Source organism: Nodosilinea sp. FACHB-141 (assembly GCF_014696135.1).
Taxonomy (GTDB): domain Bacteria; phylum Cyanobacteriota; class Cyanobacteriia; order Phormidesmidales; family Phormidesmidaceae; genus Nodosilinea.
The window spans coordinates 78,790-104,090 of the sequence record NZ_JACJPP010000007.1 but is presented as its reverse complement, the minus strand read 5'-3'; the positions used below and the strand labels follow the sequence as shown (position 1 = coordinate 104,090).

16 protein-coding genes are annotated in these 25,301 nt (G+C 58.0%); 13 read left to right on the top strand and 3 right to left on the bottom strand.

Annotation, left to right across the window (positions count from 1 at the left end; genetic code table 11):
- Window positions 1–137 precede the first annotated feature (137 nt).
- Window positions 138–1,610, top strand: coding sequence for a glycolate oxidase subunit GlcD (glcD, locus tag H6F59_RS03915; RefSeq protein WP_190695384.1), 1,473 nt, complete (start codon window positions 138–140; stop codon window positions 1,608–1,610).
- 28 nt (window positions 1,611–1,638) lie between these two features.
- Here glcD and H6F59_RS03910 read toward each other — a convergent pair whose 3' ends face one another.
- The gene (locus H6F59_RS03910) at window positions 1,639–2,175 is read right to left on the bottom strand and encodes a GNAT family N-acetyltransferase (RefSeq protein WP_190695380.1); all 537 of its coding nucleotides are present in this window, start codon (window positions 2,173–2,175) and stop codon (window positions 1,639–1,641) included.
- Window positions 2,153–2,467, bottom strand: a complete 315-nt coding sequence (locus H6F59_RS03905; protein ID WP_190695377.1) for an antibiotic biosynthesis monooxygenase — start codon at window positions 2,465–2,467, stop codon at window positions 2,153–2,155. Before H6F59_RS03905 ends, H6F59_RS03910 begins: the two co-directional genes overlap by 23 nt.
- Before the next feature lie 244 nt (window positions 2,468–2,711).
- Between H6F59_RS03905 and H6F59_RS03900 the strand changes: the two genes are divergently transcribed.
- Together H6F59_RS03900 and H6F59_RS03895 are read left to right on the top strand one after the other, a co-directional pair.
- Window positions 2,712–3,056 carry a hypothetical protein gene (locus tag H6F59_RS03900; RefSeq protein ID WP_190695374.1) on the top strand — a complete coding sequence of 115 codons (345 nt, stop codon included), beginning with the start codon at window positions 2,712–2,714 and terminating at the stop codon, window positions 3,054–3,056.
- Window positions 3,057–3,190: 134 nt separating this feature from the next.
- Window positions 3,191–3,730, top strand: coding sequence for a pentapeptide repeat-containing protein (locus tag H6F59_RS03895; protein ID WP_190521670.1), 540 nt, complete (start codon window positions 3,191–3,193; stop codon window positions 3,728–3,730).
- A gap of 14 nt (window positions 3,731–3,744) precedes the next feature.
- Here the strand turns inward: H6F59_RS03895 and H6F59_RS03890 are convergent, their stop codons facing one another.
- Window positions 3,745–4,443, bottom strand: a complete 699-nt coding sequence (locus H6F59_RS03890; RefSeq protein ID WP_190695371.1) for a hypothetical protein — start codon at window positions 4,441–4,443, stop codon at window positions 3,745–3,747.
- 824 nt (window positions 4,444–5,267) lie between these two features.
- Here H6F59_RS03890 and H6F59_RS03885 point away from each other — a divergent pair.
- From H6F59_RS03885 to H6F59_RS03840, 10 genes are all read left to right on the top strand, one after another.
- The gene (locus H6F59_RS03885) at window positions 5,268–6,575 is read left to right on the top strand and encodes a porin (RefSeq protein WP_190695368.1); all 1,308 of its coding nucleotides are present in this window, start codon (window positions 5,268–5,270) and stop codon (window positions 6,573–6,575) included.
- Window positions 6,572–8,935 carry a tetratricopeptide repeat protein gene (locus tag H6F59_RS03880; protein ID WP_190695365.1) on the top strand — a complete coding sequence of 788 codons (2,364 nt, stop codon included), beginning with the start codon at window positions 6,572–6,574 and terminating at the stop codon, window positions 8,933–8,935. The genes H6F59_RS03885 and H6F59_RS03880 overlap by 4 nt, the downstream gene beginning before the upstream one ends.
- Window positions 8,936–8,987: 52 nt before the next feature.
- The gene (locus tag H6F59_RS03875) at window positions 8,988–10,256 is read left to right on the top strand and encodes a glycosyl hydrolase family 8 (RefSeq protein ID WP_199325601.1); all 1,269 of its coding nucleotides are present in this window, start codon (window positions 8,988–8,990) and stop codon (window positions 10,254–10,256) included.
- 90 nt (window positions 10,257–10,346) lie between these two features.
- Complete coding sequence (locus H6F59_RS03870; protein WP_190695361.1) at window positions 10,347–12,653, top strand: cellulose biosynthesis cyclic di-GMP-binding regulatory protein BcsB; 2,307 nt, start codon at window positions 10,347–10,349, stop codon at window positions 12,651–12,653.
- A 222-nt stretch (window positions 12,654–12,875) separates the two neighbouring features.
- Window positions 12,876–15,422, top strand: coding sequence for a UDP-forming cellulose synthase catalytic subunit (bcsA, locus tag H6F59_RS03865; protein WP_190695360.1), 2,547 nt, complete (start codon window positions 12,876–12,878; stop codon window positions 15,420–15,422).
- A gap of 902 nt (window positions 15,423–16,324) precedes the next feature.
- Window positions 16,325–17,323: a response regulator gene (locus tag H6F59_RS03860; RefSeq protein WP_190695356.1), complete on the top strand. Its 999-nt coding sequence runs from the start codon at window positions 16,325–16,327 to the stop codon at window positions 17,321–17,323.
- Between the two features lie 185 nt (window positions 17,324–17,508).
- The gene (locus H6F59_RS03855) at window positions 17,509–17,895 is read left to right on the top strand and encodes a response regulator transcription factor (RefSeq protein ID WP_190695353.1); all 387 of its coding nucleotides are present in this window, start codon (window positions 17,509–17,511) and stop codon (window positions 17,893–17,895) included.
- A complete protein-coding gene (locus H6F59_RS03850; RefSeq protein WP_190695350.1) occupies window positions 17,892–18,410 on the top strand; it encodes a chemotaxis protein CheW in 519 nt (172 codons plus the stop codon). Before H6F59_RS03855 ends, H6F59_RS03850 begins: the two co-directional genes overlap by 4 nt.
- A 159-nt stretch (window positions 18,411–18,569) precedes the next feature.
- Complete coding sequence (locus H6F59_RS25980; RefSeq protein WP_199325599.1) at window positions 18,570–22,040, top strand: GAF domain-containing protein; 3,471 nt, start codon at window positions 18,570–18,572, stop codon at window positions 22,038–22,040.
- A gap of 153 nt (window positions 22,041–22,193) precedes the next feature.
- Window positions 22,194–25,199: a hybrid sensor histidine kinase/response regulator gene (locus H6F59_RS03840; RefSeq protein ID WP_190695347.1), complete on the top strand. Its 3,006-nt coding sequence runs from the start codon at window positions 22,194–22,196 to the stop codon at window positions 25,197–25,199.
- The last annotated feature ends 102 nt before the right edge of the window (window positions 25,200–25,301 follow it).

Below are 25,301 nucleotides of genomic sequence, written 5' to 3'. Positions count from 1 at the left end.
CGCAGGAAGGGCGAATGACGGAGGAATTCATTGTCGGAGTGCTCATCGGTATGGTCGAGCCTTTAACGAGGGACGATCGCACTGTTGGGCGACGGTAGTTCAGGTTAGGATCACAGACATCTTGAGCAGTGTGGGCCATGACCGTAGCAGAGCGATCGCGCATTGACTGGGCACCGATTGTTGACGCCTTTAGCGCTGCGCTCGGGAGCGATCGCGTGGTGCGCCGCAAAGAAGAAATTTTGGTCTACGAGTGCGACGGACTGACGAGCTATCGCCAGCGACCCGCCGTGGTAGTGCTGCCCAAAACCACAGAGCAGGTGGCAGCGGCTGTTAAAATCTGCGATCGCTTTCAGGTTCCCTTTGTGGCGCGGGGGGCGGGCACTGGCCTCTCAGGCGGGGCATTGCCCATCGAGGACTCGGTGCTGATCGTCACTGCCACCATGAACCAGATTCTCTCGGTGGATCTGGACAACCAGCGCGTAGTCGTGCAGCCGGGGGTGATCAACAATTGGGTCACTCAAGCGGTAAGCGGGGCGGGCTTTTATTACGCTCCTGACCCCTCCAGCCAGTCGGTATGCTCGGTGGGGGGCAACGTGGCCGAAAACTCGGGCGGGGTGCACTGTCTTAAGTACGGGGTGACTACTAACCATGTGCTGGGTCTCAAGGTGGTGCTACCCACGGGCGACATTGTCACCCTCGGCGGCGAGGTAGCCGAAACCCCTGGCTACGATCTGTGTGGGCTATTCGTAGGCTCTGAGGGCACCCTGGGCATCGCCACTGAGATTACCCTACGGATTCTCAAAGCGCCCCAGTCGATCCAGGTATTGCTAGCCGACTTCACCTCGGTGGAGGCAGCGGGGGCAGCCGTGTCGGCGATTACCAGCGCGGGCATTATCCCCGCTGGGATGGAGATGATGGACAACTTTAGCCTCAACGCCGTGGAAGACGTGGTGGCCACCAACTGCTACCCCCGCGATGCGGCGGCGATCTTACTGATTGAGATCGATGGATTGCCGACGGAGGTGACGGCTACGGGCGATCGCATTGCTGACCTCTGCCGCCAGAATGGAGCGCGCACTATCACCATCGCTACCGATGCTGACGAGCGTCTACGACTGTGGAAAGGCCGCAAGGCCGCCTTTGCTGCTATGGGCAAGCTCAGCCCCGACTACTACGTGCAGGACGGCGTCATTCCCCGCACCCAGTTGCCCTACGTGCTAAAAGAGATTGAGGCTTTGGGCAACAAGCACGGCTATCGAGTAGCCAACGTTTTTCACGCGGGCGACGGTAACCTACACCCGCTGATTCTCTACAACAACGCTATCCCCGGCCAGCTAGAGCAGGTAGAAGACCTAGGCGGCGACATTCTCAAGCTATGCGTGCGGGTAGGCGGCAGCATCTCGGGCGAACACGGCATTGGGGCCGACAAGCGCTGCTACATGCCCGATATGTTTTCGCCAACGGACTTGGAGACAATGGGCTGGGTACGCCAGGCTCTCGACCCCGAGATGTTAGCCAACCCCACCAAGCTGTTACCCTCTCCCCGTACCTGCGGCGAAGCGGCCTACAGCATAGCGGCCGTGACTCTGCCCGATGTGGAGTACTTTTAGGATGACTTTAGCTGAGCAAGGTTACTGCCTAAGTCTGCGGTCTGAGCAACAAAAACTGCTCTAAATCGTGATGTCTTCCTTTCCAAAAGCCGTGGTTTTTGAGCACGCCTTGGCTTTGAAATCCCAGCTTTTTTAACAACTGTTGAGAGGCAATATTTTCTAGCATCACCTCCGCAACAATGTTATCCAAACCCTCTACCTCAAAGCCGTAGGTGAGAATGGCGCTTAACCCTTCAGTCATGATGCCTTGTCGCCAATATTGGCTAGCCAGTTCATAGCCCACCTCCGCCCGATTTAAGGCTCTATCCCAGGTAAATCCGCAGGAACCAATGAGAGAATTGTTGGGCTTAAGAGCGATCGCCCAGCGGATACCGCGATCGGTTTCAAATCCTACTCTGCGCCGTTCAATAACCGCCTTAGCTTCATCAAGCTGAGTGAAAACATCGAGGTTATGAAACCGGGTCACCCTGGAGTCTGAAAAGAGCGAAAAGATAGCATCTGTGTCGGCTTCAGTTGCCTGGCGTAGCCACAGCCGTGAAGTTTCAAGATTGGGGAAATTTTCCATGGCTCAATACGGTTTCATAGTGTTCAACCGTAGGAAAAGGCTCGTAGAAATGATGCAGCAGAGCACGCCAGGTTTGATATTCTGGCGATCGCCGAAACCCGAGGGTGTGGTCTTCCAAAGTCTGCCAACGCACCAGCAGCACATACTGGTTTTTGGTTTCAATACAGCGCTGCAATTCGCAGGAAATATAACCCGGCATGTCGACAAGGATAGTAGAAGCTCTTTGGAAAGCATTCTCAAACTCGATTTGAGCACCCGCTTTAACCGTTAAGACAGCAACTTCTAGTACCATCAGACGTCCTTTTTTTAGAAAATCCAAGCCTCGCTATTTTCTTTGCACAGCGACAGCAAAATTATTTATCTTCGCCATCAAAAAATAAGGTGGGACCCCTCCTTCGAAGGTCATAGTGGCAGCCTCAGCCTCCTGGTAGATACAAGTGGGGGAGGTATCGCTCTAAAGTTGCATCAGCGATGGTAAGTAACTGAGAAATTTACCCCACCTAAATCGCTTAATTATATTCTCACCGGAGGTTTTAATGTCTACCCCTAGAGCTGAAAGCGACAATTACGATCCGCATATTATTCCAGCAGAAACCGCTGCCCGTAAAGAGCGTGAGGGCGGTAATTTTAAGCAAACCCGCGAGGAGACTCACAGTTCTATTGACCCCAGCGGTGGGCAAACTGTAGACAAAGAAGGTCTCGCCAATAACTACCCGATCGAGCCTGAAATGTATATCAATGAGCCCGGTGACCTACGCGAAGAAGCAGAGGCCGAAAAAGCCGAGCGTGTGGCTGAACTGCGCGAAATCAATCAAAACGAAGAGCAAGGTAAGGTAACCACCGAGTCCGATGAGCGCGGCAAAGGTGTGGGGGCCGTCTAGGCTTGCCTGAAAATGTAGCATTCTTGTAATGCTTGATGCGCTAGTGCGATCGCAGCGCGACAATGGGGGTAGGTCTAACGACCGCCTCCATTATTTTTTGCACTTTTTAACGTTATTTAGAGGGCATTACAGCAATGACCCCAGCTACCCTTAGAGAACTCGTCAATCGCTACTACCAGTCGGGCGCCCGTGACCTGCACGGGCTAAATTTGCAGGGGTTGAACATGGCAGCAGCCCACCTAGCCAATGCTGATCTGCGCCGCACTAACCTCACGCGGGCCAACCTATACCAGGCTGACCTGACCCACATTGATGGCTATCAAATTACCCTAGCCCAAGCCGATTTGCGCGGTGCCTCGTTGGCCAATGCCGTACTGCGCGAAGCCGACCTGCGCAAGGTTCACTGCCACCGGGCCACGCTGATCAATGCTGACCTGCGCGACTGTTGTCTCGACCACGCTGACCTTAGCCATGCCAATTTAGAAGGGGCTAACTTCACCAAAGCTGACCTTAGCCATGCCAACCTCTACTGGGCCAACCTGCGCTACACCAATTTGACCGGGGCCAACCTGACCAAGGCCAACCTAACTGGCGCTAAGTTCTGCCAAACTGTCATGCCTGACGGCACTATACGTGATTCAGAGTGCGCTTTCGTGCCGCAAGCCATGTCTTAACCCTTAGGCCAACCTTAGCGCAGCAGTTCGTCTGGACTCAGGGGGGCGGTAGTTTGGCGCTCGTCTGCGGGGGTGAGGGTGTAGGGCAGCGGTGGTTCTGGCACTAGCAGGTAGCGATCGCCCCAGCCCTCATTGGTGCGGGCTAGCAGGTCTGCGGGGGGAGTAGTTTGCCCGCTGGGCAGAGCCACCGCCAGCACTTGATCGGCCCACAAAAACGGTTCTCCACCGGAGGTTACTCGCAGCACATTTGCCAGTCGTTGCTGCCCGTTTTGAGCTAGCTTGCCGTTGAGAGCTGCACCCAAATGGTGGGGGCCTAACACAATGGCAAATTGCACAGTTTCGCTGGGTTGAGCGGCTAGGTCAAGGGCATCGGCCTGGGCCTGCCAGGGTTCTTGATAGCGGCCATCGGCGACAACTTGCCAGAGGTTGAGCTGGGCCGACCACTGACCATTAGCAACGGTGACGGGCTGGTAGTCGAGCACTGAATAGAGGGGGCGATCGCCAGGGGTATTGCGTTGAGGTAGCAAATGGCGCAGGGCGATCGCCGTCAGTTGAGTATCGTTGGGTAGGTTCGTGGTGCCGACGAGGGCAAACTTTCCATTGCCCTGAGCCGTAGCCTCAAGGGTGAGCGTCGTAGCCTCCGGCACGGGGGGCGAGGCGGGCAGCAGAGCCGTTTGACACCCCGCGCAGGCTACCAGGATAACTACCAGCAACCCAATTCTTCTTAGCCGTGAAATAATCATTGACCGACGGTGAGGAACAATCTATCTAAAGCCCATGCAACCACAGTGCACCTCTACCATCAATCTCTAGAGAAGGCCTTTTGCAACTCCACACAGAAGACCAGAGGCTCAGAACTTTTTCGGTATTTCATCCTGATGACGAAAAAACTATCTGTAGGAGGAGTTAGCGCTAATACCTGAGTTCGATCGCACCTGAGCTGAAATCGTCCCGACATCGTTATTCTCATCATTAGATGCCTGAGCTTGATTCTCAGCTTTTGCTCCCAGCTATGAGTACATCACTTTCTTATCGTTTTCAAACCGTTATCTCTAATACTGATTCAGCCAACAAATTTGATGGTTGAAGCATAAGACCTAATTGCTGGTCTTAGAGAGTCAATGTTTTCTGAAATCTAAATCACGTTGGTTTGCAAGAACTAAAGCGTGAGGATATCAGCTGGCATTATCTTGCCTAATATTGACAATCAATTAACGAATTCAATTTATCTCTTTAATTTGGCTACTTAGCAAGCCAGATATATCTTTCGCGCTTATTTTCACCCAATTATTTTGAGTATCATATGGAGCGTTCTATAGGTGCTTGGTTAGCGCTGCGATATGTGCTGAACCCTAGCGCGGCAACTGGTATTGTGCTGGCAACTGCACTCTTGGGATTGCCTCCCACGGCTTTGGGGAGCGAGTTACCTGAGAGTGATTTAGCAGCAGACAGTTTTCCTACAGACAATTTGTCTAACGACAGCGCATTTGTAGACAGTGCACCTACCGGTACATTGCCTACAAATAGTGGAGACAGTGTGTCTGCGGTAGACCCTGCTTTTAACGGCGAGCGTTGGTTGCCAACTGGCGACGGTTTTTTGCCTCTGCCCAAACCAGCGACGGACAAGAGCAGCTCTGCGGTGGTGCTGGCCCAGGGAATGCCCCAAACCCAGGTTAGCGAAGCTGACGCGCCAGAAGAAGAGATCCCTGAGGCTGCCACGCCTCCTGAAGAAAGCTCGGTTCCGAGTCAGCTACCGATCGCTGCTCAAACCGAACCGGCATCAGCCTTCCCAGCTACACCTCTTGTAGCCGATATCCCAACTCAGCCGGAGCAGAGTGTCGCCCAAACGGTCGAACCAGCGGAGCGCTCTGAAGTATTTGCCCAGGCAGCCTATTTACAGCAGGGGAGCGAAGGCTCGGCCCGCCTGCGGGTGGGGGGCATTTATGTGCTCAGCCCCTCGGTGTTTGCTGGAGCCACGGTAGACCTCAGCACTGGACAGGCCTTTTCTAACACCGACCAAACCGGCCTCAGCCTGAGTGAGCTGTATCTAACGGCCTCGCCCGCTAACCTGCCCGAACTGCGGTTCACGGTGGGGCTGATGGATTTGACCTCGTACCTCGATCGCAACAGCTTTGCCAAAGACTCACTAACCCATTTCTTTAACCCGGTGTTTCAAACCAACCCGGCCCTGAGCACGGTGAACGTGGCCTCGCGCCCCGGTGCCCTGGTGAACTGGACCCCAGTGGATGCGGTGTCGCTGACCGCCACTACTTTTTCGTCGAGCCGCGACTTGGGCAGCTTTGCCCTCGACTCGTTCGCTGGTGAAGTGGGGGTGCGGATGGGCAACGCCATTGTGCGGGGCACCTACGTGACCTCGACCGATGCAGGCCAGAGCGATGGCTTTGGAGAAATCGGCTCGTTTGACCGAGGCAACGGTGAGTTTGGTGCACGGCCAGGCGATCGCGAGACTGGCTTTGGTTTCAACGCCGAGGCCTTTATCCCCGGTCTCAAGCTGGGCTTTTTTGGTCGCTATGGCTGGTACACAAACCAAACCCTGGGGGCCAGTGGCCAGACCTATAGCCTCGGCGTCAACGGGCTGGATGTGTTTATGCCGGGCGATCGCCTGGGTCTAGGCTATGGTCGCCAGCTCTCTAACAGCGATCTACGCCAGGCCAGCGGCGGCCCCACTCCCGACGTGTGGGAGCTGTTTTACGACGCCCAAGTTATCGACAACCTACGAGCCGGGGTGAGTGTGCAGCAGCGCAACGCCTTTAGCGAAACCTACCTCGGCTTTCGGATGCGCTACGACCTGATGTGGAATCCCCTGCGGAGGGCAGCAGAATGAAAATTATCCCCCATAAGCAACTGGACAACGTCAAATCCTCCCCCTTTTCCCATGGGGGCTTGAAGGAGGATTCTCTACCTAAAGAAACTGGAGGGATCCCTAGAGGACTTTTCCTAGCGCGAAATTCTCTATTAATAGGAGCCCTTGTCCTTGGTCTAGAGATTGCCGTCAGCCCCGCTGCCCTAGCCCAGCGATCGCCCCAGGTGAGCGAAGGCTACACTCTGCTCGATCGCGGCTGGGTGAATGATGCGATCGCCGCCTTTCAAACGGCCCTACGCCAGCAGCCAAATTCTGCGGAGGCACGGCTGGGGCTGGCGATCGCCTATCAGCGAGCAGGCCGTGATGCCGAGGCTTGGGCCGCTTATCAGGCAGTGCTGCAAGTCAGTCCTGACAATTCCAAAGCCTTGGAAGCCCTAGGCGAGCTGGGCGGCTACCGGCCCGAGTGGCAAGCTGAGGGAATTAACGCCCTAACCCGACTGCTGGCCCAGAATCCTGGCAATCTTGAGGCCCTTAGCCAGCGAGCCTTACTCTACGGCTACCAGGGGCGCTTTTCTGAATCTCTGGCCGATTATGATCTGCTCCTAAGTCGGAATCCGTCTCCCCAAACGCTGTTGGGGGCAGCACAGATCTATAGCTTTAGCGGCGACTATGACGGTGCTCTAGCTCTGTTTGACCGCTACCGACAAACAGGGGAATTGCCCGTAGAGGCGTTAACGGCCTACGCACTAACCCTGCAAGAGACGGGCAATGCGGCGGGGGCGATCGCCCTGCTCGAACCTGAACTGAGAGAGCCTGACCGCACCGATGCCCTTTCTCTCAGCATTCGCACCGGCCTGGCCAATGCTTACGATTCCAGTGGTCAAACTACTAAAGCGCTGGAATTATTGACCCCGCTGGTGGGCAAGGCTGACACTCGGCTGGCACTGGCCCGTGCCTATAGTGCGATCGGTCGCCGCCAGCTCGACCCTGCCCTGTTTGAACAATCCACCGTGCTCTACCAACAGGCGTTGGACGCGACCACGGCCCCCAGCTACGGCCTGCGGGTTGAGGTGGCCGACGTGCTCAGCGAGTGGCCCGACACCGAGCCTCTGGCCCTGACCATGTTTGAGCAACTGGCCGTGGAAAACCCTGACACCGCCAGCCTGATGGTGAAAGCGCGCCTGCTAGCCTACAGCTTGGGGAACGAAAGTGCCGCCACAGTGGCCGAGCAAATTTGGCCGCTGCTCTCTCCCATGCCCGGCTCAGCGCCGGAGCAGCGAGCCATTACCACCGCCTTGGTGCGTTTGGACAACCCTGATCCGGCCCTGCTGCCCGTTTACGAAGCCGTGGCGGCAGCGGTGGACGCGCCGCTGCTGACCTATCGCATCGCCCAAATTCACCTTGCTCAAGGCAATTTGCAAGCGGCCCGCGATGCCCTCACCACCTACAGCGCCACCAATGCAGGGCAGGGCGACTGGGGTACAGAACTGCTGGTTGCTGACCTAGAACGACAGCTGGGGGATTTGGAGGCTAGCGCCCGTCGCTACGAGGCTGTAATTGCCGCTCAGCCCAATTCGCAGACCACCGCCGATGCTCTGAGGGGGTTAGCCTTTGTGCGCACTCTGCAAGGCCAGCCCGAGGCCGCGCTGCCGGTGTATTTAGAGGCGATCGCAGCCAATCCTACCAACCCCAACTATCCCCTCGGCTACGCCCTGTTGGCCTACCGCACTGGGCAAATCACCTCCACCGTCGCCGCTGAAACGTTGGACAGCTGGCTAGCCTCCCAAAATCTAAACAACCCACCCCCGGAGCTGTTTGAGTTGGCCGGTGCTCTCCCGGCCGATCGCAGCCGCGCCGACCTCTACCAAACCTTACTCACCCAGCAGCCCGACGATCTCTGGCTACGGTGGCGAACCATCGAGCTGTTGGCCCAAACCAATCCCACCCAGGCCCAGGTCGAGCTGGACTCGCTGATTGCCGCCAACTCCGACGACCTCACGGTGTACTTCTTCCAGGGCGAGCTAGCCCAGAGCCAGGGAAATCTCCCCCTCGCCGCCACCGCCTACCAGCAGGTGCTAGAGCGTGAGCCTGAGAATCTCGGTGCCTTGGCGGCTCTAGCTGGGGTGCAGTTTCAGCAGGGCAATTTGCCCACCGCTCGCGCCCTCTATAACCGGGTGCTAGCGCTGGATCCTGACTACTGGGAGGCTCGGTACGCGATCGCAGAACTCAACATCGCCGACGACCAAAAACTCGCGGCCCTAGAACAACTGCGACAGCTCCCCCCCGACGCGGCCCTCATCAATCTAGAGCAACGCACCCAGGACGTGGAATTTGACCTGCTCCGCCGCCGCGGCTTTCAACCCAGCTGGGAGCGCTACTAAAACCCATCCACTCATCCACCCTCCCACTCACCCACCCTCCCCGGCGACTACCATGATGCGACTTTTCAACCTGCGGCGTACGCAAACCCGTATGCTGCTGACGATCCTGCCCCTGGCTCTGGTGCTAGTAGCCGCCGCGCCCAGCTGCACCATTCAAACCGCCGCCTGCGCTTGCCTCAACACTGGGGAAGTAGCCCTAAATCTGCCTGTCCCGAGCCCCCAAAACGACCTGCTGATTGAAAGCTGGCAAGCCTACCGCAGCCGGTTTATTCAGGACGATGGCCGTGTCATTGACCGGGAAGACAGCGATCGCACCGTTTCAGAAGGCCAAGCCTACGCCATGCTGCGGGCCGTTGCCATCAACGACCCTGTCACTTTCGATCGCACCTACGCCTGGGCCAAAAGCAACCTCGCTCGCCTGGATGAAGCGGGCGAGCCAACCGACCTGCTTTGGGCCTGGAAATGGGGCCAGCGCCCAGACAGCTCCTGGGGCACATTGGATGCCAACTTTGCCACCGACGCCGACATCGACGCCGCCACCGCGCTGATCTTAGCCGCTCGCCGCTGGTCGTGCCCTCAATATCTCGACGACGCCCGCGCCTTGCTGACCGACATCTGGGAACACGGCACGGTGGAGCTACCTGACGGCACCCGCCAACTCATTCCCGGTCCTGCCGACGCCTTTAGCCTGGAGCCCGACCAGGTCATTCTCAACCCATCGTATTTTGCCCCCGCCAGCTTTCGTCTGTTTGCTGAGGTCGATCGCGATCACGACTGGGCCAGCCTAATCGACAGCGGCTACACCATGCTCGATGACCTGTCGGAGTTTTCTGCCACTGGCCTGCCCCCCGACTGGATTGCCTACAACCCAACCAGCGACACCTACCGCCAGCTCCCCCTCGACTACCCGTTGCAAAGCCGCTACAGCTTCGATGCATTCCGGGTTTGGTGGCGCATTGCTCAAGATGCCGCCTGGTTTAACGAACCCCGCGCCCAGGCCTACCTAGAGGCTCGTACTCCCGAACTGATTCGCCGTTGGCAGCAAAATGGCCGCCTGCCCGCCCGCCTCACCCTCGATGGCAGTGCTGAAACCAGCTACGAATCGACCGCCCACTATGCCTTGGTTTACCTAGCCCTGACCCGGGTAGACCCCGCGATCGCCGCCGAAATTCTGCGTCAAAAGCTGCAGCCAACTTACAAAGACGGCTTTTGGGATAGCGATACCGCCTACTACACCCAAAACCTCGCCTGGTTTGGCCTGCTGCCCTTGGAAATTTCTCCCGATCGCCTCAAAACCACTAGCGGCACCTGCAGTCCCTAATCAACCGCAAAAAACGTCAACTATTACCGCTGCCTCACTTTCCCGTCGCTTACCCACCCACATCACCTACCTACCCACCTCTCCCCTCCCATGCCCTTCCTCCCCTCTCTCCGCGCCCTCTCCCCTTTGGCCCGCCGCCGCCTAGCCCTCTACCTCATCACCCTGCTGCTAATTACCGGGCAACCGCTGCTGGCCCAGGATACTGCTCCCACCGCAAAGACTCCCGCCCTAGCCGAAATCGCCCTACCAACCAGCTTGCCTGCGGCCCCGGTAATTGCCCCCGCTAAACCTGGCCAGTACGTGTTGGAATTTAACCGCAGCCCGGTGGTGGGCAACCGCCTCCGCTTTAACGGCATTTACGACGAGCAGCGGCTGCACTTCACCCGCCCCCGCAACTGGCAGGCCGAGTCGGTCAAGGTGCTGCTGCGCTACCGCCATTCTGCCGCCCTCTATGCCACTCGCTCTAACCTCACAGTGTTGATCAACGGCACCAGCATTGGTAGTCTGCCCCTCAACCAACCCATGGGCAAAATTGGCGATGCGGTGATGGAAGTACCCGCCGACCTGCTGCAAGACGACAACGAGCTAATTCTCGCCGCCCTGCAAAACAACTCCCCCACCTGCACCCAAGACCCCTTCGATCCCTCGCTGTGGACTGAGGTGCTGCCCGACTCCAAACTGGTGTTTAACTATGCGCCCCAGGCAGTGACGCCAGACTTTAGCCAGTTCCCTTACCCGCTGTTTGACACGCTGAGCCTGCAAACCAACCAAATCGCCTACCTGCAACCGACCGCTACCAACAGCGCCTGGCTGACAGCCACAGCGCGGCTGCAAACTTACCTCGGCCGCACCGCCCACTACCGCCCCCTCGACACCCGCCTGGTCAAGAACCTGAAGGATTTAGCCGCCGAAGAACGGCTTGTAGTTTTAGGAACTCCCGCTCAGCAGCCCGGCTTGGCCGATTTAACCCTGCCCTTTGCCCTTAAAAACGGCAAATTTGTCGATGACGCAGGCAAGCCCTTACCTGACGAATCTGGCCTGCTGATGTGGTCGACAGCAGTGGATGATTTTTCTCCAGTGTTGGTGATTACCGGCAACGGCGAGGCAGGTGTGGCCAAGGCGGTGCAATATCTGGTGCAGCCCCAAAATCAGCAGATTGCTACCGGCCATGGGGTTGTAGTTAACCAGGCTGGGGATGTGCCCACTCCCCCCGATCGCCAGTGGCCCGGCTACCTGCCCGAAGAGAACGACTTTTTGCTGACAGATCTCACCTCCCCCACCCGCCAGCCTTTGAATGAGATGACTGTGCGCGGCTCCCATGCCCCAGCAATGGAAATCGGCTTCAAGGCGCTACCCGACGATCGTCTGCTGCGAGGCAGCAAAATGCGCCTTTCCTACAGCTATGGCCCCCAGATCAACCCTCTCACCTCCATGGTGGATGTGGAGCTAGACGGGGTATCGATTACCGGCGAACGGCTGACCGAGGTAAAAGGCGCCAACCGTCGCACGCTAGAGGTGGATCTGCCGGGCGATCGCATCACCCCCACCTCCAAGCTTCAGGTCAACTTCCGATTAGATCCTCGTGAGCGGCGATCGTGCAGCCGAGTCACCGACCAGCAGCTCTGGGGCACCATTCACAGCGATACCAGCTTTAGCCTCAAGCGCAGCGCCATCACCAGTCTGCCCGATCTAGATCTATTCAAAACCGGCTACCCCTTCACCGCCCCGCAAGATCTTTCCACCACAGCGGTTGTCTTGCCCGACGCTCCCAACAATAATGATGTCACCGTGCTGCTGGAGCTAGCCGAGCGCCTGGGCCGCCTCAGCCAAGCTGACTCAGTGCAGCTCGCCGTCTATCGCCAAGCCGACCTGCCCGAAGAGGCGCGCAATGAGCGGCATCTGGTGGCGATCGGTGCCCACCCCCGTTTTCCCCTGCCCGAGTTGCTGACCGAGGAAGGCTTTGCCCTGCGCGGCAGCGGCACCCGCCAGTGGGGCGACACCCAGGTACAACCCCTTCCCGACGGCGAAGGGCTAATGAAGTCCGTTATTTCGCCCTGGAATCCCCAGCGGGTAGTGCTGGCCCTCAGCGGCCGCGACGACGTTGGTTTGGCCCAGGTCGCTGACCTGCTGCGCCACGACCCCCTCTTCTACCAAATAGAAGGCGACACTGTGCTGGTCAGCGCTCAAGTGCCCAACCCCGACCCCTACGTCAGCGCCGACTATCGCCTGGCCACCCTGCGCCAGTCGCCCCAGGTGCAGCTCGCCACCACCACCCCCTACCCCTGGCTATGGCAAGTCACCCGTCATAACTGGATGTTCATCGTACCTGCCACCGTGGCCCTATCGCTGCTGCTCTACGGAGCCGTGCAGTCCGCCATGCGACGGAGTGGGGAGTGAAGAGGTGGGCGGGTAGGCGAGTGGATGAGTAGATGGGTGGATGAGTGGGCAGAATTTGGAGCTTTTTTTGGGAAAAGCTCTTTGTGAATCTCCTAGAGATTCTCACCAATCCCGTTGACTCAACACCTGACCAACCCTCACCCACATACATAATCCTCCACCCACCTACCCGCCTACCCATCCACCCTCTTACCCACCTACCCATCAACCCCTCCACTCCCCATGCTCCACCCCCCCGTCCCACCCCTCCACCACTGGCTGACCAAAACCCTGCCCGATCGCACCTACGCACTCACCCAACACCTGAGTCGCTGGCAAATGCTGCTGCTGTTGGCCTGTTTGGGGTTGTTAACTAAGCCGTTGCTGGTAGCTCACCCGGCTATTTGGCAGCAGGCGATTGTAGCGGTGCTGCTGATTGCTTTGGGCTACAGCATTTTGCATTTGGAGGATGGTCATGCCCATAGCAACGGCGATCGCGAGCGGCTGCACCTGTTTATGGTCACCCTCAGCAGCCTCACCACTCTGCGCTATCTCTACTACCGCACCTGCAACACCCTCAATTTCGACACGCCGCTGGATGCTGTTTTCTCCCTGCTGCTTTACGCGGCCGAGCTATATGCTCTAGGGACGCTGTTTTTGTCATATTTTCAGACGCTACGGCTGCGCGATCGCACCGCTGTAGACCTCGCCCCTGTACCCCAAACCCAGTGGCCGACGGTGGATGTCTACATTCCTACCTATAACGAGGAGGTAGAGATTGTACGCAAAACCGTGGTGGCGGCGATGGCGATCGACTACCCAACTGAGAAAAAGCAGGTCTACGTGCTGGATGACGGCCGCAAGTACCCCGAGCGGCGGCAGGAGCTTCAGGCAATTTGCGATGAACTAGGGGCTAAGCTGCTCGTTCGCGACAACAACGACCACGCCAAGGCGGGCAACATCAACACCGCGCTAGAGCGCACCACAGGCGATCTAGTGCTGATTCTGGACTGCGACCACATTCCGGTGCGGGGCTTTTTGCAAGAAACCGTAGGCTTCTTTTTAGATAAAACGGTGGCCCTGGTGCAGACGCCCCACTGGTTCTACAACCCCGACCCCTTTGAGCGCAACCTGCTCACCCAGGGTCAGGTGCCCGTGGGCAACGAACTGTTCTACAAGGTGCTGCAAAAAGGCAACGACGCCTGGAATGCCGCCTTTTTTTGCGGTTCGGCGGCAGTGGTGCGGCGCAACCACCTGCTAGAGGTGGGCGGCATTGCCACCGAAACCGTTACCGAAGACTGCCACACCGCCCTGCGGTTGCACTCCCTTGGCTACCGCACCATCTACTACGACAAGATTATGGTGGCAGGGCTAGCGCCCGAAAAATTCTCAGCCTATGTGGGGCAGCAGGTGCGGTGGGCGCGGGGCATGGCCCAGATTTTGAGGCTAGAAAATCCGCTGTTTAACCGCCGCCTTCAGCTGTCGCTGGCTCAGCGAGTCTGCTATTTCAGCGCCACATCCCACTTTTTCTTTGGCTTTCCCCGGCTGATGTATGCCCTGGCTCCGACGCTGTTTTTGCTGTTTAGCATCAACTCAGTGAAGGGGCTGGGGATTGAAACCCTGTTCTACGCACTGCCCCACATCGTGCTGTCGATGCAGACCAACCACATTCCCTACAAGCGAGTGCGGTTTTCATTCTGGAATGAGATCTATGAGTTTGCCATGTCGTTTCAGGCGGGCATTGTGACGCTGCTGGCCTTGGTGAACCCCAAGCTGGGCAGCTTTAACGTGACGGCTAAGGGCCTAGTGGTCAACCAGCGCACCTTCGACGCCAACAGCGTGCGCTACCTATTGATTTTGGGATTGTTAACGGCGGCATCGCTGGTGGCGGTGCCCTTTTGGCTGCTGCTCAGCCCCGAAGATACCCAGGCCGTGCTGATCAACGCCCTCTGGTGCGGCTTTAACCTGGTGCTGGTGCTGGCCGCCTGCCTGGTGGCGCTCGAACAACCCCAAATGCGCCGCGCCCACCGCCTGCCCCGGCAGCTCACCGCCATCATCCACAGCGATGGTCAGAGCTGGACGGGCAAAACCATTAATGTGAGCGAGAGCGGGGTTCAGGTGCAGCTCGAAGAATGGCCCAACGTGGCCGACCAAGTATGGGTGGAGCTAGTGGGCGACTACGACGGTCGCGCTCTGCTTGAAGCCCAAATTGTGCGAGCTACGGCCACCAGCCGCCTAGAAACAGAACTGGCAATGGATTTCATCAACATCAGCCCCAGCCAAGCCGACGATCTCACCCTAGTGCTGTTTTCTGACGTGAAGGAATGGTACTCGCAGACCCGCCAACAGGTAGATAAGCCGCTGCGATCGCTGCAATTTATCGCCACCACTCTCTGGCGCGTATTCACCGACCTGCAACCGGCCACCGGCCAAAAAATGCGCAAGCAGGTGCAGGCTCCGGTGGAGCTGGCCTGGGAAGGCTGGCACGGCGACAGCTATTTGGCCCGCGTGGTCGAAATCGGCAGTCGCGACCTGCGTCTTGAGGTGCAGAATGTCTCAGAACTCGATCGCGCCACCCTGCTCGAAACCTTCCCTACCGTGGGGCTGCTGTTTTTGCCCAATAGTGAGCTGCCCATAGCCCAAAGCATCGTCGCCCAGGTGGCCCAGGCGATCGAACTGCCCAACCTCAACGGCGTGGAGGCGCGGCTGGTGCTGGAATTGACCTTTCCCACGGCGCTGGCCACCCAGCAGAGGCGCAAGATTCAGACATTGCTGCGATCGCTAACCTAGCCCCTCATCTCAGGCAATGTACTGGGTTACAGTGCAGCAAGGCAGGGCGTCTTTGCAAGAGCTTGATGCCTAAAACAACCGAAGGTTAATTGGCCTTATCCAAGCCGCTCTTAGGTCAGTTATTAATCATTCGGTGTTTTTGTCAAATTAAGTTCTCTCTGAACATTAATCTGCGACTAGGAGAGCTTGATTCAGAATTATTTGTAGTTTGAGTTGATCACTTTAAAGTTCAACCAGCTTAGAGAATGGGTTTAATTAAACCTTCACTACCGCTTTACAGCAGGCCAAACTGCTTATCTAGTGTTCACTTATTTTTTATAATTTTAATTAACCAACCTGTTATTATTAGATTATGCAAGTAACGGTTTAGCGCTTCATTCCTGACTATCGATCACTTTTCAAACAGCTTCTACTTGTCTCATTTAAGCACCAAGGTTTTAATGATTTGGCTTCCTGTCTAGCCCTCAGATCAGGTCAGAGCCATTTACTTCTAACCATTCTCACTACCGCATCTACCGCTTCAAAACTCGCTGTTAAGTCAGTCGTTCTTTTGAGAATGGCTCACTAGGGTTAAGCCCTAAGCTTTTCATCAGTATTTACCCACAGCCATTGTGTACGAATCATCTTGTTGCCGTTGCCCAAGATTGGGTTCTGCTAGCTAAGCGATCGCTCTAGCTGTGGCTACTGGTTAATCATCTGATGAGTTAGAGCAACCCAAAGTCTTTTGGCGGCATTACTATCGTTGTCCTATATCAAAAGCATCGTCATCTAGCGTGCTATAGCGCTGCGGTGCCCCTGCGGGTGGCGCACGGTGAGCCGCCGATTTTATCTACCATCCACTGTGCATTCCCCTGTCTCTGTCGTGAACTGCTATGCAACCATCGCTCTTGAACCCCGCTCCCATGCCACCGTCTTCTTCTACTCAATTGCACCCCCTTAGCCTGTTAGCCCAGGTGAGTAGTCGCCAGGCAACCGGCTGTCTTCAAGTCGTCACACCAACTAACACCTGGCTATTGCACCTAGACCAAGGACAGCTCACCTATGTTTCTACCGTCGAACGGGCTTTTGAGCGACTCGACAGCCACCTGCGGCGGCTAAGCGTGCAGGTGCCGTCTTTGGTGAGCGCAGTGCGCGTGCAGGTGCGACTCCTCTTTGAGCAACAGGCCACCACAGCTACCGCCGATTATCAAGCTATTTGCTGGTTAGTTGAGCAGCAGCACCTACATCCCAATCAAGCATCAACCCTGGTCGAAACGCTATCTAAAGAAGTGCTAGAAGCTTTTTTAGACGTGCGCCAAGGCAGCTATGAATTAGTCGAGGGCAACAGTTTGGGCAACGCCCCTCGCTACTGCCAGCTCAACCTGCGCACCACGGTAGAAGAATGCTATGCCCGTCTCAAACAGCGCCGTAACGGCTTGAGCCAACTCAATGGTGGCTACTCTCGTAGGGAAAGCGCGACGGCAACTGCGGCCGCCCCTGCGGTAACCGCTAGTGGCCCTAGTCTACAGACGGGGGGCATGAAACCAGGCGCTAAAGCCCATTACACTATTGCCTGCATCGATGATAGCCCTACAGTGCTTCAGGCCATCAACAGCTTTTTAGACGACAAAATTTTCTCGGTCATTATGATCGACGACCCCGTCAAAGCGCTGATGCAGGTGATTAGAACCAAGCCCGATTTGATTTTGCTCGATGTCACCATGCCCAGTCTAGATGGCTATGAGCTTTGCTCGCTACTGCGTCGTCATCCAGACTTCAAAAATACTCCCATCATTATGGTGACGAGTAACACTGGATTTATCGATCGCGCCAAAGCAAAACTGGTGCGGGCCTCGGGCTATTTGACCAAGCCCTTTAATCAATCCGATCTACTTAAGTTCATTTTTAAGTATTTGAATTAGATTGAATTTTTGAGCTTTATTTTTAGAGTTTTCGATCGCCTTTGCAGCTTTTTCTAGCCTGAGCTAGCCCCTGGCAATCGTTAAATATTTCTACAGCTAGGCCTGCTCAAGCGATTTAGATCGGCTTTTTCAGGCAACAGCCCAAAGCAGTAGCAGCAATCTATTCACTATTTAGGTAAACGATTATGCAAGCGACTCTAGCAGGCACCATTTTGGTGGTTGAAGATACCCCATCTGAAATGGAGCTGATGGTGCACTACCTCCGCGACAGCGGCTGTACCGTGATCTGCGCCATTACAGCGCAAGAGGCTCTAGAGAAGGCCGCCCAGCATTCCCCCGATGTCATTGTTAGCGACGTAGTCATGCCGGGCATGAGCGGTTTTGAGCTGTGCCGCAGCCTCAAAAAACAGCCCGCCACCGCCCACGTACCCATTGTGCTCTGCACCTCTAAAAACCAAGACATCGACCGGCTTTGGGGCATGCGCCAGGGGGCCGATATTTATCTCACCAAGCCCTACACCCGCGAGCAGCTGGTGCAGGCCGTGCTCACCGTGATCAAGGTGAACCGATGAGCAACCTATCGCTAGCCCGGCCCCAGTCGTCGGGCGAGGGTGGTCTGGCAACCCAAGCGCTCACGCCGCTGACCCACAGCTATCTGCGCTTTACCCTGGGCACCCAGCCAGCCCTGCTGCCCACTCGCCAAGTGCAGGAGGCGATCGCCACCCCCGCCGCCCGCATTACCCCCATGCCCAACATGCCCCCTGCCCTCTTGGGGCTGATCAACCGCCGCAGCCGGGTACTGTGGGTGGTTGACTTAGCCCTGCTGCTGGGCTTGCCCACGGCCTACCCCAACTCGCAGCAGTACAACCTCGTGCTCATGCAGCTAGGAACCGTGGCCCTGGGGTTGCGGGTGAGCCAAATCGACGGCATTCTCAGTCTGCCGCCCCAGCATATGCAGCCGGCCCCCACCCATGTGCCGCCGGGGCTGGTGCCCTTTCTGCGGGGCTGCGTGCTGCAAGAGGGCGAAGTGCTGCTGGGGCTAGATGGCGAAGCCCTGCTGCGCGCCCCGGCGTTGCAGGCGCTTTAGCCCGTTTTACCCGCTCAGCGCTAGCTTTCTAGGCTCAGGCTGCCTTCTCTCCCTGCCATCACAGCATCTTTCTCACGCTGCCCCTGGGGCTGGCCTTACGCCTGCCGGGCAGCCCCGTTTCGCATACCAACCCAGCTCATTCATAAGGTAGTTGAACCCATGACCACAGATTTTCGACCCTACACGCCTACTGACGCGGCTGAAGATCCTGAGCCGATGAACGGCAAGGCCAATGGCCTAGACCCCACAGGCAGCCACCCTAAGGGGTTGACGTATCGCGGGGTGGTCTACGGCTCAGACGCTAAAAACGGTATCAAAATTACCCAGCGATCGCAGTTTAGCTGGGTGCAGTGGTTCAGCAATTTGAGCGTGCGCCAAAAGCAAATGGCGGGCCTGTTTACCTCCGAGGCGATTTCGGTGCTGGGCCTGGTGGGGGTGGGGTCGCTGCTGATTATTTCTGGCGGGCGCAGTCAGCTGATCAACCAGGCCAAGGCCGAGCTGGCGGTTACCGATATTGAGTACAACATCAAAATTAATCAGATGGAGCTTGGCTTTCGGGGCCAGTCTGACAACCGCGCCATTGTCGATGCGACGGCGGCCTACGCCCGCGGCGAAGCCGTGCCGTCAAGCGCGATCGCCTCGGTGCAGCAAATTCTTAAAAACGAGATCAAGGCCCGCAACATTGAGTACGCCACCCTGGTGGGCAACGACGGGAGAATTATTGCCAACGCCAACCGCGATCGCCGGGGCCAGCAGTTTGACCCCAGCGGCCTAGTAGGGACGGTGCTGCAAAACCCCCGCCAGATCAAAACCAGCGCCATCGTCAGTTGGGAAGAGCTGCGCAACGAGGCCCCTCCCCTGCCAGCGGGCTTCACCGACCAAGACGCGCTGATTCGCTATACCGTTACCCCCGTTAGCGACCCGGCCTCGGGGCAGGTGGTAGGGGCGCTGGTTTCCGGCGATATTGTCAACGGCAAAGATGCCATTCCTAAGGAGTCGATTGCGCCCTTTAGCAACGGCTACAGCGCCATTTACCAGCGGGGCGAAGAGGGCTTTGAGATCGCCACCGGCCTTTACACCGGCGACAGGCCCGAGATTGACCAGGCTGCCGCTAACGTGCCCCTCGACTCCTTAGCTCTGGTTGAGCAGGCCGCCGCTCGCCCTGGAGAGGAAGTGACTCGCCGCGATCGCATCAACGGCACCACCTATACCCTGGCCGCCCGCGCCGTCGAAGACTTTAGCGGCGAGCCGGTTGCGGTAATGGTGCGCGGCACCTCCGAAGCAGGCCTTAATGCCATGATTGGCAACAGTCTGCGGCTGCAAATGCTGATTGCCCTAGCCGCCCTAGCCGCCAACGTAGGAATTGCCGCTCTGCTAGGCCGCTCCATTTTGCGCCCGCTGCAAAATCTTCAGCAGGCCACCTGGAAGTTTGGCATGGGCGATCGCCAGGCCCGCGCTGATGTCTACGCCACCGACGAAGTGGGTCAGGTGGCCCACACTTTTAACCAACTGGCTGAAAACATCACCGCCTCAGAAGATGTGCTGCGCCGCCAGGGCCAGCAGGAACAGCTCGCCGCCGCTCGGGCTCGGCTGCTGGCCGACCTAACTGACCGCATTCGCCAATCGCTCAACGAGCAGACCATTCTCAGCACCGCCGTCGAGGGGCTGCGGGAGGTGCTCGAAGTCGATCGGGTGATAGTCTACCGCTTCCAACCCAACTTCCAAGGGGGCAACATCACCGCCGAAGCCATCGGCCGCGGTTGGAAACGAGGCCTTGGGCAAACCCTGCAAAATCCATTCACCGACGATGTCCTGGAGCACTACGAAGCCGGACGGGTAACGACCGTCACCAACCGCAAGGAAGCCGAGGTGTCCCGCGAGTACGGCGACATGCTTGAAAGGCTAGAGGTGATGGCCAATATGGTAGCGCCCCTGCTGGTCGGGGATGAGCTGATTGGCCTGCTGTGCGTGCACCAGTGCGATCGCCCCCGCCACTGGCCCCCCGACGAGGTCGAGCTGCTCCAGCAAGTCGCCGTACAGATCGGCTACGCCCTCAGCCAGGCCTACCTTTTGAGGCAGCAGGAGCTCACCGCCACCCGCGAGCGCCAGATTACCGAAATCGTCTCCCTCATGCGCGAAAGCCTCGACCAGGAGCGCATCTTCCGCGCCGCCGTCACTGAAACCCGCCGGGCTCTGCAAACCGATCGCGTGAGTGTGTACCAGTTTGACGACACCTGGAGGGGCACCTTTGTAGCTGAGTCGGTGGGTCAGGGGTGGCCTGCCGCCCTCGAAGACAAGGTCTACGACCCCTGCTTTAAAGAGAAATATATTGAACAGTACCGTCAGGGCCGAGTGCAGGCGGTGGCCAACCTGGCCGAGGCTGGGCTGACCGAGTGCCACCTGCGCCAGCTCGAGCAGTACAACGTCAAGGCCAACTTGGTCGCCCCCATTCTGGTGAACGAAGAGCTGGTGGCGCTGCTGATTGCCCACCAGTGCAGCGGCCCCCGCCAATGGGATGACATGGAGGTAAACTTCTTTCGTCAGGTGGCCACTCAGTTGGGCTTTGCCCTAGAGCAATCGCGCCTCTACATACAGACCGAAACCCTCTCTGAAGAACGCCGCCAGAAGCAAGAAGCCCTGCAAATGCAGCTGCTTGAGCTGCTCAGCGAGGTTGAGGGCGCCTCCCGCGGCGACCTCACCGTGCGCGCCGACGTTACCGCCGGAGAGATCGGCACCGTCGCCGACTTCTTTAACTCCATTGTGGAAAGCCTGCGGCAGATTGTGACCAAGGTGAAAAGCTCCACCGAGCAGGTCAACGCCTCCCTGGGCGAAAACGAGGGGGCCATTCAGACCCTGGCCACCGAGGCCCTGCGCCAGGCCGATGACGTCACCCAAACCCTAGCCTCCGTCGAAGCCATGACCGCCTCCATTCAGCAGGTGGCCCGCAGTGCTCAGCAGGCCGCCGTGGTCGCCAACAGCGCCTCTACCACCGCCGAAACCAGCGGCCAGGCGATGGATTTGACCGTGCAAAACATCCTCACCCTGCGAGAAATTATTGGCGAAACCTCCAAAAAAGTGAAGCGCCTGGGCGAATCGTCGCAGCAGATCTCGAAGGCGGTGTCGCTGATTAACCAGATCGCCATGCAGACCAACCTGCTGGCCATCAACGCCGGCATCGAGGCCGCCCGCGCCGGCGAAGAGGGCCAGGGTTTTGCGGTGGTCGCCGAAGAAGTTGGTGAACTGGCCGCCCGCTCCGCCGAAGCCACCAAGGAAATCGAGCGCATTGTTGAAACCATCCAGCGCGAAACCGCCGAGGTGGTCGACGCCATGGACCAAAGCACCACCGAGGTGGTCGCCGGTACCCGCCTGGTCGAAAACGCCAAGCAGAGCCTGGGCCGCATTCTCGATGTTTCCCAGCAGATCGACACCCTGGTGCGCTCTATCTCTGACGCCACCGTCTCCCAGGTAGAAATCTCAGAGAGCGTCACCGAGCTCATGCAGGCGATCGCCGCCGAATCCACCCGCACCTCCCAGTCCTCCCTGGAGATCTCCACTTCCCTGCGAGAAACCGTGGATGTGGCGCGATCGCTCCAGGCCACCGTCGGCACCTTTAAGACGGGCGAGGAGTAGATGGGTGGATGGGTTATGGGGTGGATGGGTTATGGGGTGGATAAGCCAATAGCTTCTACCCCACCCATTCACTCCCCACTCCCCACCCATCCACTCCCCCACTTCCCACCCATCCGCTCCCCACCCATCCACTCCCTAACCCCAACCCCAACCATGTCCGACGCAAAGGAACTTGAAATTCGGCTTCAGTTTCTCGACGAAGCGCAAGAATACCTTGAGACCCTAGGCACCCACCTGATGGGGCTAACCCAAACTTTTGAAGCTAGCACCATCAACGAAGCTCTCCGGGCGGCCCACTCTATTAAGGGGGGAGCGGCTCTAATGGGGTTTCAGCTGCTCAGCGATCTAGCTCACTACCTCGAAGACAGCCTCAAGGTGCTAAAGGTGCAGCGAGGCAAGATCGACATCGATGCCGACCTAGAGCAACTGCTGCTGGGGGCGGTCGATTGCCTCGGCCAGGTAATGGTGGGTCAGCGCCAGTGCCTCAGTCAGGGCCACCAATCTCCCGTCGATGAGCGATGGCTTGAGCACCATGCCGCCCCCATATTTGAGCGGCTCCACGATCGCCTGGGCGATCCGGTGGAGGAAGACGCCTACTCCATGCTGTCTCCCGAAGACGGCCAGGACGTAATTCCGCTGCTCTTTCAAAGCGAGGTGGAGGGCTGCCTCCAACGGCTGGAGGGGGTACTGAGCGAGCAGTCGCCCTGCCTGCGAGAAGAGGTTCAAATTCTTGCCCAAGAGCTGGGCGGGCTGGGGGAAATGCTTCAGCTAGAGGCTTTTGTCAGCCTGTGTCAGTCGGTGGCAACCCAGGTCACCCTAGTCACTGAGGACGATTTGGTGATGGTTGTGCAGGAGGCCCTTGCGGTGTGGCGACGCGCCCAGGCCCTGGTGCTGACCGGCCATTTAGACGAAATTCCGACCCAGATGGCGATCGCAGGCGCTACCTTCGAGACCATTCCCATTGTCGACATCCCTGGCGATATCATTCCCCATCTGGAGGATGGCGACATTACTGCCCCTGTCTGGCCCCTGGGCGATGACTCAGCTTTGCAGCCCGACTACCTCGAAGCCGACATCACCGATGATGTTGCTGCCTCTTGGTCAGAGTCAGGGGGCCGGGCCGGGTTCGACTTTGCAGACACCGCTGCCGCCCAGGGGGCCAATATTCCAGGAACGGCCGCCACCAGCAGCTCAGCCCCCAACCCCGATGAGGTCGACAGCGACAGCACCGTGCGCGTGCCCGTCAAGCAGATCAACCAGCTCAGCGACCTGTTTGGTGAACTCACCATCGAGCGCCACCGGCTCGAGCTAGAGGTCAGTCGCCTGCGGGGACTGGTGGGCACCCTACAAACTCGCATGCGCACCCTCGATCAGGTGAATAGCGACCTGCGCGCCGCCTACGATCGCGTCGCCACCCAAGATACCTCGACACCACGGCTGCCCACCGCGTCCAGCCTACAGAACATAGCGCTGGTGTCCCCAAGTGCCGATTTGGCTCTGCAATCGCAGTTTGATGTGCTCGAACTCGACCATTACCGCGATCTGCACCTGCCCTTTCGCGAAATCATCGAAACGATTATTCAGCTGCAAGAGGTGGGGGCCGATATTGAGCTATCGCTCGACGGCACTGAACAAACCACCCACACCCTACGCAAAACCTCCCGCCAGCTGCAAAAGAATCTCACCCAGCTGCGCATGCGGCCCCTGGCGGATATTTTTGACCGCTATCCCCGCTCTCTGCGGCAGATGTCGTTGCAGTACAACAAGCCGGTGGAGCTGAAGCTCAAAGGCGATCGCACCCTGGTCGATCGCAACGTGCTTGAGGCCCTGCAAGAGCCGCTGATGCACATCATCCGCAACTGCTTTGACCACGGCATCGAGGATGCTGAAACTCGCCAGCAGCGAGGCAAACCCGCCGTCGGCACGATCGCCATTAGCGCCCAGCAGCAGAGCAGCCGCACCGTGATCACCATCAGCGACGACGGCGGCGGCATTGCGGTAGAAAAAATCCGCGATCGCGCCCGCCAGATGGGCCTCGACGACGGGTTACTGGCCGCCGCCAGCACCCAGGAGCTGCTGTCTCTGATCTTTGAGCCCGGCTTTAGCACCGCTAAAACCGTCACCGACCTCTCCGGGCGGGGCATCGGCATGGATGTCGTGCGCAGCAAGCTCAAGGAAATTCGCGGCGACATTCAGGTCAACACCGAGCTGGGCGCGGGCACTACCTTCATCATCTCCATCCCCTTCACCCTGTCGGTGACGCGGGTGCTGATTACCGAGAGCAAGGGCATGCGCATGGCCTTTCCGGTAGATGCGATCGAAGAAATTTTTGCCCTGCCCGCTGAGTACGTCCTGGCCACGGCCGGTCGAGAAAGCTTTGAGTGGAATGGTGAGCTGGTGCAGCTGGTGCGACTGGCTGACTGGCTGCACTTCAACTGCCCTGCGGTGATCGAAAGCCCCGAAACCGCCCCCGCCATCTCTACCCCCACAGTTATGCTGGTGCGCGCCAATCAGAAACTGGTGGGGCTTCAGGTAGAGCGATCGTGGGGCGAGCAAGAGGTTGCCCTACGCCGAGTGGTTGGCAACCTGCCCATGCCCAAGGGCTTCAACAGCTGCACCATCATGGGCGACGGCCAGGTAGTGCCTCTGATCAACACCGCCGAGCTCCTCTACTGGATCGCCAGCTGCGAAGCCGCCGGTGCCGCCAACCTGGACGACACCCCGATGCAGGCCTACCTCACTAGCGGCCCCGGCTATGAAACCAGCACCGCCGCCCGCAAGCCCACTGTGCTACTAGTCGACGACTCGATCAATGTGCGCCGCCTACTCGCCCTTACCCTCGAAAAAGCGGGCTACCAGGTAGCCCAGGCCAAAGATGGTCAAGACGCCCTCGACAAGCTCACCGCTGGTCTAGCGGTCGAAGCCGTAATCTGCGATGTAGAAATGCCCCGCCTCGACGGCTACGGCTTTTTGGCCCGGCTCAAAGCCGAAACAGAGCATGAGGATCTACCTGTCGCCATGCTCACCTCCCGCAGCAGTCAAAAGCATCGCCAACTTGCCATGAATCTAGGGGCTGCTGCCTACTTTACCAAGCCTTACAACGAGCAAACTCTGCTTAAAACCCTCGAAAACATGATTCAACCCGCCCTGGTGTCCTAGCGCAGTTCTTAGTTTTGAGTTCTTAGTTTTGGGTTTAAGGAATTAAATTCAAAACTCAAAATTCAAACTTTTCCCCCTCCCCCCTTCACTGCCTCTCTCCCT